Genomic DNA, 16,982 nt, shown 5'->3' with positions numbered 1-16,982 from the left:
AGCCTGGCCGGGCCGGAGGGGAATTACCGGCAGCGTTTGTACCGGTTCAAGACGTGGGTGATGTCCGTGGCCGGGGCCGATCTGGTGGCGGCCTAAACGGTGATTTCGCCTTCAAACACCGTTACCGCCGGGCCGGTCAGGTAAACCGGCTGCCCTTCGCCGGCCCAGGCGATCGACAGCTGCCCGCCGCGCGCATCCACGCGCACCGGCGAATCAGCAGGCCGCGGCGGATGCCGGCGACAACCGCCGCGCAGGCGCCCGTGCCGCAGGCCAGCGTCTCGCCGGCGCCGCGCTCGAACACGCGCAGCTTGACGTGCTGGCGGTTCACGATCTGCATGAAGCCCGCGTTCACGCGCTTGGGGAAGCGCGAGTGGTGCTCGATCAGCGGGCCGGTCAGTTCCACCGGCGCCGTTTCCACATCGGCCACCACCTGCACCGCATGTGGATTGCCCATGGAGACAGCCGACACTTCGATCGTTTCGCGGTTGCCGCCCAGTTCCAGCACCAGCGGCCACAGCGTGTCGCGGCCTTCGGAGCGGCCCTGCAGGCCTTCCGGATCGAAGGGCACTTGCTCCGGTTCCAGGATGGGCGCGCCCATGTCCACGGTGATGCTGCCATCGTCTTCCAGGCGCGGCGCAATCACGCCGGCCATGGTTTCCACCGAAATCTTGCGCAAGGAAGTCAGGCCTTTTTCGGACACGAACTTGACGAAGGCGCGCGCACCATTGCCGCACTGTTCGACCTCGCCGCCATCGTTGTTGAAGATGCGGTAGCGGAAATCGCAGCCCGGCATGGTGGACTTTTCGACCACCAGCATCTGGTCGGCGCCAACGCCGAAGCGGCGGTCGGCGATGGCCTGCCACTGGGCGGGAGTAAAGTCGATCTGCTGGTTAATCGCATCAATGACCACGAAATCATTGCCTGCGCCATGCATCTTGGTGAATTTGAGTTTCATCGCTTATCCGAATAGAAGGACGGTTCGCCGTTGGGGCGGGTCTTGTACCGCTTATGCGTCCAGAAATATTCCCGCCGGCGACTCGCGCACACGCTCCTCGATGAACTCGTTCATGCGGCGGGTGGCGGCTACCATGTCGGGACCAGGGTAATTTTCCCACACTGGGTAGAACTTGACGCGCCAGCCCTGATAATTTGGCAGGAAGGTGGCGATGACCGGCAGCACCTGGGCGCCTGTGGTCGCGGCGATGCGCGCAGTTGCGGTCAGGGTGGCGGCGGGAACGCCGAAGAAGGGCACAAATTCCGCATCCTTCTCGCCGAAGTCCATGTCCGGCAGCATGAAGTAGGGCAGGTGCTCCTTCAGCGCGCGCAGGATGGGCTTGATGCCGTCCTGGCGGGTGAACAGCTTGACCGGCTTGAAGCGGGCGCGGCCGGCGCGCAGCACTTCATCGAACACGGCATTCTTCTGTGCCACATACATCGAGGAGGCGGACGCTTCCATCGCAATCGAGGCGCCGCCCACGTCCAGGCAGACGAAGTGGGGGCAGAGCAGGATGGTCGGCTTTTCCGTCATCGTCGCGACCGGGATCTGGCCCGACGGCATGCCATCGCTCGTCTCGACCTTGATCAGGCGGCGCAGGCGCGCTTCGGACGCCCACCACAGGATGGCGCGTTCGAACACGGAGCGCGAATAAGCCTGGAAGTGCTTGCGCGCGATTGCGCGGCGCTCGTCCTCGGACAGCTCAGGCCGCGCCAGGCGCAGGTTGGTCAGCGCGATTTCGCGGCGCGGACCCATGATGTAGAACAGCAGGAAACCGATGGCGTCGCCAAAGCGGCCCAGTACCGGCAGCGGCAGCCAGTGCAGCAGCCACATAAACCCCAGCAAAACCCTCATGCCGCCTCCTGCTGCGCGGGCGCGGCCACGCCGGCCGGGACCTTGTAGCGGTTATAGCTCCAGTAGTACTGGGCGGGGCAGCGGGCGATCAGCTTTTCCATCGCCGCATTGATGGCGCGCGCCTGGGCGGCGTTGTCGCCCTCCAGCGAGCCTTCAAACGGCACGAAGCGCACGGTATAGCCCTTGCCGCCCGGCAGGCGTTCGGCATAGACGATGACAACGGTGGCGTCGCCCAGCTGGGCCATCTTGGCCGGCAGCGTCATGGTGTAGGCGGTGCGGCCGAAGAAATCGGCCCACACGCCTTCGCCTTCCTGCGGCACCTGGTCGGGCAGCAGGCCGATTGGTTGTCCTTTTTTCAGGAACTTGGCCAGCATGCGCACGCCGCTCATATTGGCGGGCGCCAGCAGCAGGTTCTTGCGCGCGCGGGCGCCTTCGATCAGGGGCTTCATCGCCTCCTTCTTGGGCGGGCGGTACATCACCATCAGCTCGGTGCGGTGGGCGATTTCCTGGGCCGTGATTTCGAAGCAGCCGAGGTGGGGTGTCAGGAACACAATGCCCTTGCCTGCGTCCAGGTTTTTCTGCACCAGTTCCCAGTTTTCGATGTTGGCATGGCGCGACACGCGCTCGGGGGCGGCGCACCAGATGAAAGGAAGTTCGGCCAGCGCCTTGCCCGCCTCGGACACGGCCTGGTTCAAGTGTGCGGAGAAGCCTGCCTGCGCCATGTTAGCCTTCATGCGGCGACGGTAGGAAGGGGACAGGCCATACACCAGCCAGCCCAGCGCGGCGCCCAGCGCATGCAGCACCGGCAAGGGGAAGACCGAGAAGAAGCGGAAAATTCGTAACAGCATGAATATGTATATAAGAGCAAAAGCTAGCGTTGCTCTAGCCAAAAAATTTTTAGGAAGCGTAAAATACCACGTTAGTTAGTTTCAACCGCTGAGTTAACAGACAACTTGCGAGGCGGTATATAAATTTCGCTAAAGCGTCGCAAGCTGTGTTAGTTTTGCGACAATATTTATCAAAACTATGGAGCTTGCGATGTCCAACGATTATCTGTTTACCTCTGAATCCGTCTCCGAAGGCCATCCCGACAAAGTCGCGGACCAGATTTCGGACGCCATCCTGGATGCCATCTTGGCCCAGGATCCCAAAGCCCGCGTCGCCGCTGAAACCCTGTGCAACACCGGCCTGGTCGTTCTGGCCGGCGAGATCACTACGCACGCGAACGTGGATTATATTCAAGTTGCGCGGGAAACCATCAAGCGCATCGGCTACGACAACACCGAATACGGCATCGACTACAAGGGTTGCGCCGTGCTGGTGGCCTATGACAAGCAGTCGCCGGATATCGCCCAGGGCGTGGACGAAGGCGCCGGCCTGGATCTCGACCAGGGCGCCGGCGACCAGGGCCTGATGTTCGGCTACGCCTGCACCAAACCCCGGAACTGATGCCGGCCGCGATCTATTACGCGCACCGCCTGGTGGAGCGCCAGTCGCAGTTGCGCAAGGATGGCCGCCTGCCGTGGCTGCGTCCGGACGCCAAGTCCCAGGTCACGCTGCGCTATGTGAACGGCCGTCCGGTGGCGGTGGACACCGTGGTGCTGTCGACCCAGCACGCGCCGGAAATGTCGCACAAGCAGATCGAAGAAGCCGTGATCGAAGACATCATCCGCCCGGTGCTGCCGCGCGAATGGCTGCAGGACACCAAGTACCTGGTGAATCCGACCGGCCGTTTCGTGATCGGTGGCCCGCAGGGCGACTGCGGCCTGACCGGCCGCAAGATCATCGTCGACACCTACGGCGGCGCAGCGCCGCACGGCGGCGGCGCCTTCTCCGGCAAGGACCCGTCCAAGGTTGACCGTTCCGCCGCCTACGCCGCCCGCTACGTGGCCAAGAACATTGTGGCCGCCGGCCTGGCGCGCCAGTGCCAGGTGCAGGTGTCCTACGCGATCGGCGTGGCGCGTCCGATCAACATCACCGTGTACACCGAAGGCACCGGCGTGATCCCGGACGAGAAAATTGCCCAGCTGGTGCACGAGCACTTCGACCTGCGTCCGAAGGGCATCGTGCAGATGCTGGACCTGCTGCGTCCGATCTACACCAAGTCCGCCGCTTACGGCCACTTCGGCCGCGAAGAGCCGGAATTCACCTGGGAACGCACCGACAAGGCCGCGATCCTGCGCGACGCCGCCGGCATCAAGTAAGCGACCGCGGACCGCACGCACGGCGGATCGAATGATCCGCCCGACGCGCCGGTGGTGTCTTCGGGCTCGCAGGGCGTAGGGCGGATCATTGATCCGCCGTGCATGCGTCCCGTTAATGTATAATTTCCCCTCTCCGAGGAGCGCTGCGACCATGTGAATGGCCAGGCTCGGAACCTCAACACCGCGCTCACGTTACTTTTTTCTATGAACGAAAGGAGGGCGTGATGAACGCCGTACTGAAAGAATCCCAAGACTACATCATCGCCGACATCGGCCTGGCCGCCTGGGGCGAAAAAGAGATCAAGATCGCGGAAACGGAAACGCCTGGCCTGATGGCCATCCGCGAAGAATTCGCCGCATCCCAGCCGCTGAAAGGCGCGCGCATCACCGGCTCCCTGCACATGACCATCCAGACCGCGGTGCTGATCCGCACGCTGGAAGCGCTGGGCGCGCAGGTACGCTGGGCCTCCTGCAACATCTACTCCACCCAGGACCACGCCGCTGCCGCCATCGCTGCCGTCGGCACCCCGGTGTTCGCCGTGAAGGGCGAAACCCTGGATGACTACTGGGACTACACCCACCGCATCTTCGAATGGCCGGGCGATAACGTCTACTCCAACATGATCCTGGACGACGGCGGCGACGCAACCCTGCTGCTGCACCTGGGCGCGCGCGCAGAGAAAGACATCTCCGTGCTGGCCAACCCGGGCTCCGAAGAAGAGATCTGCCTGTTCAACTCCATCAAGGCCCACCTGGCCAAGGACCCTTCGTGGTACTCCAAGCGCCTGCCGCACATCCTGGGCGTGACCGAAGAAACCACCACCGGCGTGCACCGCCTGTACCAGATGCACAAGGACGGCAAGCTGGCCTTCCCGGCAATTAACGTGAACGACTCCGTCACCAAGTCCAAGTTCGACAACCTGTACGGCTGCCGCGAATCCCTGGTGGACGGCATCAAGCGTGCGACCGACGTCATGGTCGCCGGCAAGATCGCCGTGATCGCCGGCTATGGTGACGTGGGCAAGGGCTCGGCCCAGGCCATGCGCGCACTGTCCGCCCAGGTGTGGGTGACCGAGATCGACCCGATCTGCGCGCTGCAGGCAGCGATGGAAGGCTACCGCGTGGTGACCATGGATTACGCCGCTGAACACGGCGACATCTTCGTGACCTGCACCGGCAACTACCACATCCTGACCGAAGAGCACATGCTCAAGATGAAGGACCAGGCCATCGTCTGCAATATCGGCCACTTCGACAACGAAATCGATGTCGCCGCACTGAAGAAGTACCAGTGGGAGAACATCAAGCCGCAGGTGGATCACGTGATCTTCCCGAACGGTAAGCGCATCATCCTGCTGGCGGAAGGCCGCCTGGTGAACCTGGGCTGCGGTACCGGCCACCCGTCGTATGTGATGTCGTCGTCCTTCGCCAACCAGACCATCGCGCAGATCGAACTGTTCGCCAACACCAAGCAGTATCCGGTGGGCGTGTACACCCTGCCGAAGCACCTGGACGAGAAGGTCGCCCGCCTGCAGCTGAAAAAGCTGAACGCACAGCTGACCGTGCTGACCGAAGAGCAGGCCGCGTACATCAACGTCAGCGTCGAAGGCCCGTACAAGCCGGATCACTATCGTTATTAATCCGAGAGCGGCGGATCGGTGATCCGCCCTGCGCGGGGCCGCCGGCTCCGCGTGCCCTCGCTGCGAGGCACTCCTATGCGTTTGGTCCTTACCTGGTTAATCAATGCCGCGGCGTTATTCGCTGTGCCTTACCTGATGCATTCCGTCGATGTCACAAGCATCGGCGCCGCCCTGGTTGCAGCCCTCTTGCTCGGCCTGGTGAATACCCTGATCCGCCCGCTGCTGCTGTTGCTGACGTTGCCCGTTACCGTGCTGACGCTTGGCCTGTTCATCTTCGTCATCAATGGCCTGATGTTCTGGCTGGTGGCGCAACTGGTGGACGGCTTCCATGTCGATAGCTTCTGGTCGGCGATCTTCGGCGCGCTGCTGTACAGCGTGATCTCCTGGGCCTTGTCCACTCTCCTGCTTAAAGACGACAATGGCTAACCATAACTTCAGTATCGAATTCTTCCCGCCCAAGACGGCGGAAGGGGCAGAAAAGCTGCGCGCCACGCGCGCCAGACTGTCCGAGCTGCACCCCAAGTATTTTTCCGTGACCTTCGGCGCCGGCGGTTCGACCCAGCAAGGCACGCTGGACACCGTCCTCGAAATCATGGCCGCCGGTGAAGACGCGGCGCCTCACCTGAGCTGCGTGGGCGGCTCGCGCGAGTCGATCCGCGCCGTCCTGGAGAAATACAAATCGCACGGCATCAAGCGCCTCGTGGCGCTGCGCGGCGACCTGCCCAGCGGCTACGGCGGCATGGGCGAGTTCCGCTATGCGAACGAGCTGGTGGAGTTCGTGCGCGCCGAAACGGGCGACTGGTTCCACATCGAAGTGGCGGCCTATCCCGAGGTGCATCCGCAGGCGCGCTCGCCGCAGGATGACCTGCAGGCCTTCGTGCGCAAGGTGAAGGCGGGCGCCAATGCCGCCATCACGCAGTACTTCTACAACGCCGATTCCTACTTCTACTTCGTGGAACAGGCGCAGAAGGCGGGCGTGGACGTGCCGATCGTGCCCGGCATCATGCCGATCACGAACTACACGCAGCTGATGCGCTTCTCCGATATGTGCGGCGCGGAGATTCCGCGCTGGGTGCGATTGAAGCTGGCGTCGTTCGGCGACGATTCGGCTTCGATCAAGGCCTTCGGCCAGGAAGTGGTGACGGAACTGTGCCACCGCCTGCTCAAGGGTGGTGCGCCGGGGCTGCACTTCTACTCGATGAACCAGGCGGCTGCTACCACGGCCATCTGGAACCAGCTCGTCTGATCACGCAGGGCGGATCAAAACGATCCGCCCTACAGCCCCTTCGGGGCCAATTGCGTAGCCGTCACAGCGTAGGGCGGATCATTGATCCGCCGTGCATGCGGGACCCGCGCCGTCTCTATTCCGTGATCACGACATCCAAAGCGATATCGTGATTATCGACCCCAAACTCCACCTCAAGACAACTCCACGCCACGCCGACCGTGGCCGGCCGCGGATCGCGCGCCAGTGTGCGGTCATAGAACCCGCCGCCATACCCCAGGCGAAAGCCGCCCGAGTTAAAGCCGAGGCAAGGCACCAGCAGCGCCGGCGGATAAGGCTCGATGCGCAGGTGGGCCGGCACGGCCACGCCCATGCCATCCTTCACCATCGTCTCGCCGATTTCCCACGATGCGAATTCCAGCGCCGTATCGCGCTGGATCACGACCGGCAGCAGCAGCCGCACGCCACGGTGCGACAGTTCCGCATAAGCCGCATGCAGATCCGGCTCATCGCGCAAGGGCCAGTAAACGCCGAGCGCGTCGACCCCGCTGTCTTCCCACCATTTCACGATATTGGCGCACAATTGACGGTCCCACTCCGCCCGCGTTTCAGCCGGAACCGCGCGCCGTTCAGCCAGCAAAGTACGCCTTAAATCGGCCTTAGTCTGTGCGCTGGAGGCTGGTAGCTCGGCAGGGTTGCGTGGTATTCTAGTTGCGCTGGTCATATCATGAATTACATTGAGAGTCGTACATTGATTTCCCCGTCGAAATGGATAGCCGGCGCACTGATGGTGACCGCATGCGCCACCGCTGGTTTGGCCTGCGCGCAGGATACCGTCATTGATTCCCGCAAGGCGGACGACGCCTTCCTGCTCTTGCGCGACTCGGTCCGCCGCGATGATGCGGCCAAGGCCGAATTCTATGCAGGACAGTTAACCGGCTACGGCATTCCTTCCTATGTCGACTATTATCGGCTGAAATCCCATTTCAAGGATGCCACCAATGCAGAGGTGCGCGACTTCCTGCAGCGTTACGAGGGCAGCGCCATCGCCGACCGCCTGCGCAACGACTGGCTGCTGGAGCTGGGCCGCAAGCGCGAATGGTCGACCTTCGATGAACAGTTCCCGCTCTTCGTGCTGCAGGACGATACCCAGGTCAAGTGCTACAACCTGCTGTCGCGCCTGAGCAAGGGCCAGAACGTCGCATCCGACGCGCGTGCGCTGCTGGTGTTCCCGCCATACTATGGCGAGGCCTGCAGCTCGCTGATCGCATCGCTGTACCAGAGCGGCCAGTTCAAGGACGATGATGTGTGGGCCCAGGTGCGCCTGGCCGGCGAGACCAACGCCACCGGCCCCGCGCGCCGCGCCATCGCTCTGCTGAATGGCTCGGACAAGAAAATCGCGCAAGCGATCGACCTCTCGACCATCGTCATGGCCAGGGCGCCGGCAGCAGCCGCGCCGACCATGAGACCTTCCTCGTTGCCGTGGGCCGCGGCGCCAAGACCAGCCTGAAACTGGCTGTCGGCGCGATGAACCGCAATGCGTCGAAACTGACTGCGCAGGAGCGCGCCATCGGCTGGGCCAATATCGCGTTGCAGGCTTCGTATGTGCTGGCGCCCGAAACGTCCGAGTACTGGCAAAAGTCGAATGGTGCGCCGCTGACCATCGACCAGGCGCAATGGAAGGCGCGCATCGCGCTGCGCAACCAGGACTGGAAGACCGTGCGCGCCACCATCGCCGCCATGCCCGCCTCGCTGCGCAGCGACCCGACCTGGATCTACTGGAACGCCCGCGCGCTGGCCGCGCAGGATGGCAAGCACGCGCCGGAAGTGCAGTCCCTGTATCGCAGTATCGCCGACAAGTCCGACTACTACGGCTTGCTGGCGGGTGAAGAACTGGGCCAGCTGGTGACGATTCCGCCGCCGGGCCCCGCGCCAACGGCGCTGGAAATGGCGGCCATCGGCACCAACCAGGGCTTGCAGCGCGCGCTGAAATTCTTCAGCATGCGCCTGCGCTTCGAAGGCACGCGCGAGTGGAACTGGGAGACGCGCAAGCTGAGCGAGCGTGAACTGATCGCCGCCGCCGAATTCGCGCGCCAGAACCACATCCTCGACCGCATGGTGTACACGTCCGAAAAGACGCGCGTGCAGGCCGACTACACGCACCGCTATCCGGTGCCGCATGACGAAATCATGCAGCCGACCACCAGCACCCTGGGTCTGGACCGCGCCTGGGTCTATGGCCTGATCCGGCAGGAATCGCGCTTCATCATGGAAGCCCAGTCCACCGCGGGCGCATCGGGCCTGATGCAGGTGATGCCGTCCACCGGCCGCTGGGTGGCCAAGAAGATCGGGCTGACCGACTTCGTGCAGGACATGCTGAGCGACGTGAAGACCAATATCCTGCTCGGTGCGAATTATATGAACATGGTGTTGGGCAGCATGGATGGTTCGCAGGTGCTGGCTACCGCTGCCTACAACGCGGGGCCGGGACGCCTGCGCTCCTGGCGCTCGGCGCTCACGCGTCCGATGGACAGCACCATCTTCATCGAGTCGATTCCCTACTATGAAACGCGCGGCTATGTGAAGAATGTGATGACCAACGCCACCTTCTACGCCGCGCTGTTCGAGGGCCGTCCACAGTCGCTCAAGGCGCGGCTGGGTGTGGTCACGCCGAAGGGCTACACGGAAGCGGAGCAGCAGGAAACCACTTTCGGCAGCCGATAACAAGACAGAAAGCGCTTATGCAAACCACCTTACTCGATCCCACCCTGGAGCAAACCCTGGCTGCGGCGCGCGCGCCGGGCCTGACTCTCGTCATCGGCAACAAGAACTATTCTTCGTGGTCGATGCGGCCGTGGGTGGCGCTGAAGGCGTTTGCGATTCCCTTCACCGAAGTGCGCGTACTGCTTGACCGGCCGGACACCGCCAACAATATCGCCAAATGGTGCCAAAGCGGCCGCGTGCCCGTGCTGCTGGCCGGCGACATGACGATCTGGGACAGCCTGGCGATCTGCGAATACCTCGCCGAGCAGTTCCCGGACAAGCATATGTGGCCGCAGGACGTGGCCGCGCGCGCGATGGCGCGCTCCATCTGCGCCGAGATGCACAGTTCTTTTGGCAGCCTGCGCACCACGATGTCCATGAATATCAAGGGCAGCTATCCGGGCAAGGGTCGCACGCCTGCGACCCAGGCGGATATTGGCCGCATCAGCGAAATCTGGGAAGAATGCCTGAGCCGCTTCGGCCACAATGAATACCTGTTCGGCGACTTCTCCATTGCGGATGCCTTCTTCGCACCGGTCGTTTCGCGATTCAAGACCTATGGCGTGGTGCTGCCGCCCGCGCTGTCCGCATACTGCGAGCGCATGTTGTCCCACCCCGCCGTGGCGGAGTGGGTCGAACAGGCGCTGGCCGAAACGGAAGCGGCGCCGCTGCACGACGCCGAGATGCCGGACTGACGATGAAAACCTATGTGGTCGGCGGCGCCGTACGCGATGCATTGCTTGGCCTGCCGGTCAAGGACCACGACCATGTGGTGGTCGGTGCAACTCCTGAAGAAATGGTCAAGGCGGGCTTCCGGCCCGTCGGCAAGGACTTCCCCGTTTTCCTCCATCCTGAAACGCAGGAGGAATATGCGCTGGCCCGCACCGAGCGCAAGACCGCGCCCGGCTACAAGGGCTTCGTCTTCCACACCTCGCCCGATGTGAAGCTGGAAGATGACCTGGTGCGGCGCGACCTCACCATCAACGCCATCGCCCAGGCCGAAGACGGCGCGCTGATCGATCCCTACAACGGTCAGCAGGACATCAAGGACCGCATATTCCGCCACGTGTCCGATGCGTTTTCCGAAGACCCGGTGCGCATCCTGCGCGTGGCCCGCTTCGCTGCGCGCTTCCCCGGGTTCACCGTCGCCGAGGAAACCAATGCGCTGATGCGCAAGATGGTCGACCACGGCGAAGTCGATGCGCTGGTGCCGGAGCGCGTGTGGCAGGAGATTTCGCGTGGCCTGATGGAACAGAAGCCGTCGCGCATGCTGCAGGTGCTGCGCGGCTGCGGCGCGCTGGCCCACATCATCCCTGAACTGGACCGCCTGTGGGGTGTGCCGCAACCGCCGCAGTGGCATCCGGAGATCGACACCGGCATCCACATGGAGCAGGTGGTCGATTACGCCGCCGCCTGCGGCCATGAGCTGCCGGTTCGCTTCGCGGCACTGATGCACGACCTGGGCAAGGCGGTCACCCGTCCTGAAAAATGGCCGGCGCATCATGGCCATGAAGGGGAGGGCGTGGATCTCGTGCAGCAGGTGTGCAAGCGTCTGCGCGTACCGACCGATTGCCGCGATCTGGCCGTGATGACGGCGCGCGATCATGGCAACGTGGCGCGTGCATTGGAGCTGCGTCCCAGCACCATCGTCACGCTGTTCGAGCGTAACGATGGCTTCCGCAAGCCGGAGCGCTTTTCACAGATGCTGCTTGCGTCCGAATGCGATGTGCGCAGCCGTGAGGGCGGCGGCGTCAGTTTCCGCGACCGTCCCTTCCCGCAGAAGGCGCATCTCGAAAAAGCGCTGGCCGCTGCGCGCGCTGTCAACGCCGGCGAGATCGCCCAGCGCTGCGTGGACAATCCCGGCAAGATCCCCGAACTCGTGCGCGCCGCCCGCGTGCGTGCCGTGAAGGAAGCCATCGGCTTCGACGGCGACGATAGCGAAGATGGTGAGGAGCGCACATGACTTCCCTGAACTTCTTCCGCAACCCATTCCGCCACTGGTTCGGCGACGAGAAGCCCACCGTGCCCGTAAAGGAGCTGCGCGAGCGCGACCGCCGGCGCATGCTGCGGCATTTCCTCTGCCTGGAAGGGCGCGACCGCCTGCTGCGTTTCGGCTCGCCCGTGACCGACGAACAGGTCACCCGCTACGTCCAGAGCATCGACTTCGACCGCGACATGGTCTTTGGCGTGTATAACCGCGTGTTCAAGCTGGTCGGCGTGGGACACCTCGCTTTCGCCGAAACCTCGGAAGAGCGCAAGCAGGCTACCGAGAAGGACCGTGTCGCCGAATTCGGCGTCTCCGTGCTGAAGTCCGCCCGCGGCCTGGGCGTCGGCTCCAAGCTGTTCGAACGCGCCAGCATCACCTGTCGCAACCACGATGTGGACACGCTCTACATGCACTGCCTGTCGTCCAATCAGGTCATGATGCACATCGCGAAAAAAGCCGGCATGGAAATCCACCGCGACTACGGCGAAGCCGACGCCTACCTCAAGCTCGGCCCCGCCAGCCCGGGTACCGTGCTGCAGGAAGCGATGGAGGAGCAGCTCGCCTCCATCGACTACGCCCTCAAAGCCAACGTCCGCGCCGCCACCAAGCTCCTCGACAAGATCCCTGGCGTCAAGAGCGAAGACTGACTGCTGGCTGTTGGTCGCCCATCGGAACGTCCGATGTCAAAGAGACGGACTTTCTTTGCTTTTTGCCGCGTTACATTCTCGGAGATAGCTCTCTTCTGGGATGTTCAACCAGGACGTTACTTTTCCCCACAGATTTTTGACTTCAACGGATCGTCCACTAGCTTAGTCAATGGAATCACTCTTTCGCACGCTTTGATGACACTGTGAGCTAACCAGAAACTGAAATAATCAGCAGCATTCCTATCGGTAGCATATGCGTCGCTGAATATTTTTCCAGCCAAAATCTTCCTGCAGAATGTTAGCTCGGAATTGCACATGTCCAGCGAGTGACTAGTAGAGTTGGAGAGGTGGACAAAAAAATCATCCCTTTGGCTCAATGGCTGAACTTCGCGCGAAATTACAAATGTGCTCGTGGCCGCGGCGAGAAATATAAACCAGGGTCTTAACGTCATTTTCACTGCCGACAGTCGCACAAAACGAGGGAGTAGCTGCCGCCGCGTAGTTCGCAAACCCAACATTACCTGGCGAATCACAATGGCCGCCCTCAAGCAGCCTTCCTAAGCGCCGACTCCGGAGTTTTCTTCATAAACTACGTTCCGGGGCACCATCGCCTGGCCGGATCATTTTCTGATGTCCTTGTGGATCCTCGCGGCGTTACAAGGAAAATGGCTAACGTCAGTGAGCAAAGAATCAGAAGCTGCCGTGGCCAAAGGCGATATCACTCAGTCGCTGAATTCATTGCGATCATCTTTGTAGTCCGAGTCTGGGTACAGAGGCTGCTTGGGAGGCCGCTCTGGCAGTGGGAATTTGTGTTTATGTGCCCAGGCATGAATGTCGTTTATTGCACCGGGCTTCTCGCCTGACGGGCACTCATGCAGACACAGCCAGGTTTTTCCTTCAAGGCCAATCACAGGCTTGGCTGGGTCGGAAAATCGGGACCAGCCTACGAAGTCTCCGATAAACGCCCCGGAGGATGTGTATGACGTAACGTCGATATAAGGCTGGTCCCAGCGATATAGCTGTGCTGTCCATTCGCGACAACCGAAGCCGCCAGCCGAGTCGTTCTCGGCCCAACCATCAACGTAACGCTGAGCGTCGTCCCAAGCGCAAACTGCCGGACCAAACGTGTCATTGCCAGGGATCCCTTGAGACCATTCAGCCAGGCGATACGGTTTTTTGCTAGGATGAACTGGGTTAAACTAGCAAGAGACGATCAAGCACGCTATGCCTTGCACTCCAGGCTTGGTTCGCTAAGGCGCTTGATTGGACGCGACCGCTTTGGTCGATGATCAGTAGCGTCACGGCTATCGACCGTCCTTTTGAAGAGTAGAACGCTGTGGGAGGTTGGAATAGCGCATGTGCCTCATAGTAGACCAGTGCTTCGCCATCGTGCATATTGTGCGCGTTCCACATTCGCGAAAGCCGGATACGGTCTTTTGCAATCTGTAGATCTGAAACAAAGATCATGTAGCGAAGCTGCCACGGCTTCTTGAGCCATACCCTTGAGCGATCCGGCTCCGCTGCCACCGATATGACGGGCAAGGCCGCCAGTGCTAAAAGAAGAAGCTTCCGTATCATAGAAGGCACTCATCGCTAATGGTGATGTGCAGATGATCACTGTGCTTTGTTTCGATCTGGGTCCTTTGCATATTTGGTTGAGGCGTCACCTTGTCGTGTGTATTCACGTCCATGAACCACGGGTCGAAAATTTGATCGATTGCATTGTTTGAGTGCAGGTTGTCACGAAGTCTCTGCATAACTTCAGGCTCCTTGCCATCCTGCTTCCGGGTTCGTAAATCCTTAGTGGCGCCGGACGCTATACTGCCCGGTACTTTTGAGTCAGTGGTCTGCTTTCCGTTCGAGCTATTGGAAGCCGGCGGATCTGAGCGAGCTTTGCCCGTTTCTTTATTCACTGATGCGAAGGCATGTGTACGCTTCATTTTAAATTCCTGCATATCGTCGCCAATTATGTTTACGTCCAACCCGCGCCCCGAGCGGTGGACAATTGATCCGAACATAGGCCTCCAGCCGGAGCTCAGGCTCAACTTGGTGACACCGGCTTGGTATGCTTCTGCCAGAAGACTCGCGTAAGCCAGCGGGTGAGTACGCGGAAGGACTTCACTCAGGAGCGGGCAGTAGGAAGTATTTTTGCGAACGTTTTCGTCGAAGCCAGCGGCCCAAATTATTTGCATGGTTTTTGCTGACTTGTCGCCTTGAGCAATTATCTCTATTAGCATTGAGGGTTGATCAAGGCCGGTGTAAATTTCGAGAATTGAACTCCTTATGGCTGGCAACAAACTTCGAGGAAGGATTGAATCCGCCTCCTCGCGTGTATATTTGTGAGATATGGTTGCCCAGATATCGCCAGTCAGCTGAGCATCGTAAGTCTCTGTCCGCTTGCCGTTACCTGACTCACAGTAGAGGGGCGCCGATAAGACCGGCTTCACATGACCAAGACGACCATACTGCTCTTTAATGTTGACCAAGACATCGTCGTAACCAGCTTTAACGGCGAACACAGGTTGATTTCTAAATCGCGGATAAGAGTCGCTATTCAGGAAGAGTGACACCTCACTGCCCGTCGGCACAGATAGTTTGATTTTTCGATCCGCCCCCAGAACTTTTGGCCTTCGCGCATGCTCCGTCAGAACTTTACCGTCAATCGTTACGGCGTATGGTAGGGCCAAGTCGTTCTGAGTTTCTGTCTTGAATTGGTAGCATATGTTGATCATTTGTTCGACACGGACTGTCGTTGTCGATCCTTGACGGGTTAGAGCACAGTTTGCGACGCTCATTCCTCATTCTCCCAGTGAAGCGACATGGTTAATGCTTCGTGATGGCTGACTCGTTGGGTGTATCCGCCTGCGTCGGTTACGCCGCGCAGGATGCGGCCGTCCGACAGTTCGATGCGGTAAGGCAGGCCTGCGACAGGTTCGCCCGTGGACTCGTCGACGGCGCGGAAAGCGCCGCTGTACACCTCGTCACTTTCTGCCGCAGCTACTTGGCCGGGTGCGGAAGAGACAGCGGAATCGGATGATCCGCCACCGCCACCGCCGCCGGCATCGATGACCATCTCGCGCTGGCTGGCGATCAGGATGGCGCCGCAGGCGGTGTGCATGCCCTCGACGGCGGTGGGCTTGCCGCCGTAGGTGTGGGTGGCGACGCCTTCGACGATCGGGAATTTGCCTTTGCAGAGAGGGCAGATGGTGGCGTGGCCGAGTTGGGCGATCGGGCGGCCGCCGGTGGTGACGTTCGGGTTGCCTTCCAGGACGCGGCCGCCGTGCGAGGTGCGGTCGCCCTTGCAGATCACTGCGCGCATGATGTCTCCCTCCCTGGCGTAATGTAGGCCGCAAGGCGTGGGGACGGATTGAGGTGGCGCAAGGATTCGGGCTAAGATGAGGCCCATGAAAAAACTCGTCCTCGTCCTGGCGCTGTGCGCCGCAATGGCCGGCGCGCATGTCGCTGCACATGCCGCCGAATATCCCGAGCCCGTGCAGGGCGACCATGTGCTGAAGGACTTCCGCTTCGCCTCGGGCCAGACGATGCCCGAGCTCAGAATCCACTACCGCACGCTGGGCAAGCCGCAGCGCGACGCGCAGGGCCGCGTAACGAACGCGGTGCTGATCACGCACGGCACGGGCGGCAGCGGCACGCAATTCCTGCGCCCCGAATTTGCGGGCGAGCTGTTTGCGCCGGGAGGACTGCTGGACGCGCAGCGCTACTACATCATCCTGACCGACGGCATCGGCCACGGCGGCTCGAGCAAACCGAGCGACGGCCTGCATGCGCGCTCCCCGTTGGCCAGGTTAAATTCCTCCACCTTTGGCCAGGTCAAATTCCCCCAGGCAGGACAGTCCGGATTGTAGTTCATGTTCCTGCCGCCGGCCTTGTCAGTCCTGCTTGACGTCGGCAGACGTCAAGCGCGTAAGCCGCGACGCTGCCTCCTTCAGTCGGTAGCTTTTTCCCTCGAACTCCAGGATCTGCGCCCTGTGCATGAGCCGATCCAAGATGGTGGTCGCCATCGTGTTGTCGCCAAGGTACTTGCCCCAGTCCTGCACGACCCGGTTGGAGGTCACCACGATGCTGCGCTTGAGTTTGTAACGCTGGTGCACTAGCGTCTGCAGCAGCTCACCGGCCTTGTCGCCGATACGGCGCGCCAGGAACAGATCGTCGAGGACCAGAAGATCGGCGTCGATCAAGGTACGTAGCTGCTGCCGTTGTTCGGCATCGCCACCCAGCGCATAGGCCGCGAACGCGCCGTCGGCCTCCAGGTAGCGCACGTTGTGCCCCTGCAGCGTGGCCTGGTAGGCCACCGCCTTGGCGATGTGGCTCTTGCCGGTCCCTGGCCTGCCGATGATCAGGGCGTTCTGCCCCTCGGCGACGAACTTGAGGGTGTGCAGCTCGAAGCAGGCGGCCCGTGGCAGCTTGGGGTTGAAACGCCAGTCGAAGTCGGCCAGCGACATCCGTTCATCCAGTCCGCTTTGCTGGAAGCGCCGTTCCATCAGGCGCGAACGGCGCCGGTCCAGTTCATCCTGCAGGATCAGCGAGAAGGTGTCGAGGAAGGGCTCCTGGTTGGCTTGGGCCTGCAAGATGCGGGTGTCGAGAGTGGCGCGGATGCCCGACAGACGCAGCTCGCGCAGGGCGCGCTCGATTTCGTTCATGCTCAT

The 16,982-nt window shown here is 61.5% G+C and carries 14 protein-coding genes, 3 pseudogenes and 1 riboswitch; of the genes and pseudogenes, 10 read left to right on the top strand and 7 right to left on the bottom strand.

Features of this window, described 5'->3' with window-relative positions:
* Positions 1-92: 92 nt before the first annotated feature.
* From dapF to ACHMW6_RS33025, 3 genes and pseudogenes are all read right to left on the bottom strand, one after another.
* Positions 93-955 (bottom strand): annotated as a pseudogene (gene dapF / locus ACHMW6_RS33035) (diaminopimelate epimerase).
* Positions 952-1,849: pseudogene (locus ACHMW6_RS33030) on the bottom strand (lipid A biosynthesis acyltransferase). The pseudogenes dapF and ACHMW6_RS33030 overlap by 4 nt, the downstream one beginning before the upstream one ends.
* On the bottom strand, positions 1,846-2,697 hold the full coding sequence (locus ACHMW6_RS33025; protein WP_395403511.1) for a lysophospholipid acyltransferase family protein: 852 nt from the start codon (positions 2,695-2,697) through the stop codon (positions 1,846-1,848). The pseudogene ACHMW6_RS33030 and the gene ACHMW6_RS33025 overlap by 4 nt, the downstream one beginning before the upstream one ends.
* Positions 2,698-2,887: 190 nt before the next feature.
* Here ACHMW6_RS33025 and metK point away from each other — a divergent pair.
* The 4 genes and pseudogenes from metK (at position 2,888) to metF (ending at position 6,939) form a co-directional block, all read left to right on the top strand.
* Positions 2,888-4,053, top strand: a pseudogene (gene metK, locus ACHMW6_RS33020) (methionine adenosyltransferase).
* 129 nt (positions 4,054-4,182) lie between these two features.
* A riboswitch (S-adenosyl-L-homocysteine riboswitch) is annotated at positions 4,183-4,249 on the top strand.
* 28 nt (positions 4,250-4,277) lie between these two features.
* Positions 4,278-5,693: an adenosylhomocysteinase gene (gene ahcY / locus ACHMW6_RS33015; protein ID WP_395403509.1), complete on the top strand. Its 1,416-nt coding sequence runs from the start codon at positions 4,278-4,280 to the stop codon at positions 5,691-5,693.
* Positions 5,694-5,768: 75 nt separating this feature from the next.
* Positions 5,769-6,119: a phage holin family protein gene (locus ACHMW6_RS33010; RefSeq protein ID WP_395403507.1), complete on the top strand. Its 351-nt coding sequence runs from the start codon at positions 5,769-5,771 to the stop codon at positions 6,117-6,119.
* Positions 6,112-6,939: a methylenetetrahydrofolate reductase [NAD(P)H] gene (gene metF, locus ACHMW6_RS33005; RefSeq protein WP_395403505.1), complete on the top strand. Its 828-nt coding sequence runs from the start codon at positions 6,112-6,114 to the stop codon at positions 6,937-6,939. Before ACHMW6_RS33010 ends, metF begins: the two co-directional genes overlap by 8 nt.
* Before the next feature lie 115 nt (positions 6,940-7,054).
* On the opposite strand, the gene ACHMW6_RS33000 is transcribed toward metF, so the two are convergent.
* Positions 7,055-7,642, bottom strand: coding sequence for a 5-formyltetrahydrofolate cyclo-ligase (locus tag ACHMW6_RS33000; RefSeq protein ID WP_395403503.1), 588 nt, complete (start codon positions 7,640-7,642; stop codon positions 7,055-7,057).
* Positions 7,643-7,705: 63 nt separating this feature from the next.
* Between ACHMW6_RS33000 and ACHMW6_RS32995 the strand changes: the two genes are divergently transcribed.
* From ACHMW6_RS32995 to ACHMW6_RS32975, 5 genes are read left to right on the top strand one after another with little or no spacing between them, the layout of a single operon-like run.
* Entirely contained in the window at positions 7,706-8,428 is a 723-nt protein-coding gene (locus ACHMW6_RS32995; protein WP_395403501.1) for a hypothetical protein, read from the top strand.
* Positions 8,401-9,642, top strand: coding sequence for a transglycosylase SLT domain-containing protein (locus ACHMW6_RS32990; protein WP_395403499.1), 1,242 nt, complete (start codon positions 8,401-8,403; stop codon positions 9,640-9,642). The genes ACHMW6_RS32995 and ACHMW6_RS32990 overlap by 28 nt, the downstream gene beginning before the upstream one ends.
* A 17-nt stretch (positions 9,643-9,659) precedes the next feature.
* Entirely contained in the window at positions 9,660-10,376 is a 717-nt protein-coding gene (locus ACHMW6_RS32985) for a glutathione S-transferase family protein (RefSeq protein WP_395403497.1), read from the top strand.
* A 2-nt stretch (positions 10,377-10,378) separates the two neighbouring features.
* Positions 10,379-11,644, top strand: a complete 1,266-nt coding sequence (locus ACHMW6_RS32980; RefSeq protein ID WP_395403495.1) for a multifunctional CCA addition/repair protein — start codon at positions 10,379-10,381, stop codon at positions 11,642-11,644.
* Positions 11,641-12,315, top strand: a complete 675-nt coding sequence (locus tag ACHMW6_RS32975; RefSeq protein ID WP_395403493.1) for a GNAT family N-acetyltransferase — start codon at positions 11,641-11,643, stop codon at positions 12,313-12,315. Before ACHMW6_RS32980 ends, ACHMW6_RS32975 begins: the two co-directional genes overlap by 4 nt.
* Before the next feature lie 1,574 nt (positions 12,316-13,889).
* Here the strand turns inward: ACHMW6_RS32975 and ACHMW6_RS32970 are convergent.
* Together ACHMW6_RS32970 and ACHMW6_RS32965 are read right to left on the bottom strand one after the other, a co-directional pair.
* The gene (locus ACHMW6_RS32970) at positions 13,890-15,110 is read right to left on the bottom strand and encodes a hypothetical protein (RefSeq protein ID WP_395403491.1); all 1,221 of its coding nucleotides are present in this window, start codon (positions 15,108-15,110) and stop codon (positions 13,890-13,892) included.
* Positions 15,107-15,634, bottom strand: a complete 528-nt coding sequence (locus tag ACHMW6_RS32965; protein WP_395403489.1) for a PAAR domain-containing protein — start codon at positions 15,632-15,634, stop codon at positions 15,107-15,109. The genes ACHMW6_RS32970 and ACHMW6_RS32965 overlap by 4 nt, the downstream gene beginning before the upstream one ends.
* Before the next feature lie 85 nt (positions 15,635-15,719).
* On the opposite strand from ACHMW6_RS32965, the gene ACHMW6_RS32960 reads away from it, so the two are divergent.
* Entirely contained in the window at positions 15,720-16,181 is a 462-nt protein-coding gene (locus ACHMW6_RS32960) for a hypothetical protein (RefSeq protein ID WP_395403487.1), read from the top strand.
* Between the two features lie 24 nt (positions 16,182-16,205).
* Here the strand turns inward: ACHMW6_RS32960 and istB are convergent, their stop codons facing one another.
* On the bottom strand, positions 16,206-16,982 hold the full coding sequence (istB, locus tag ACHMW6_RS32955) for an IS21-like element helper ATPase IstB (protein ID WP_395408548.1): 777 nt from the start codon (positions 16,980-16,982) through the stop codon (positions 16,206-16,208).

The organism is Pseudoduganella sp. UC29_106, assembly GCF_044055365.1.
Classification (GTDB): Bacteria; Pseudomonadota; Gammaproteobacteria; order Burkholderiales; family Burkholderiaceae_D; genus Rugamonas.
The sequence above is the reverse complement of the archived record's forward strand: the minus strand, read 5'-3'. Positions and strand labels throughout refer to the sequence as shown.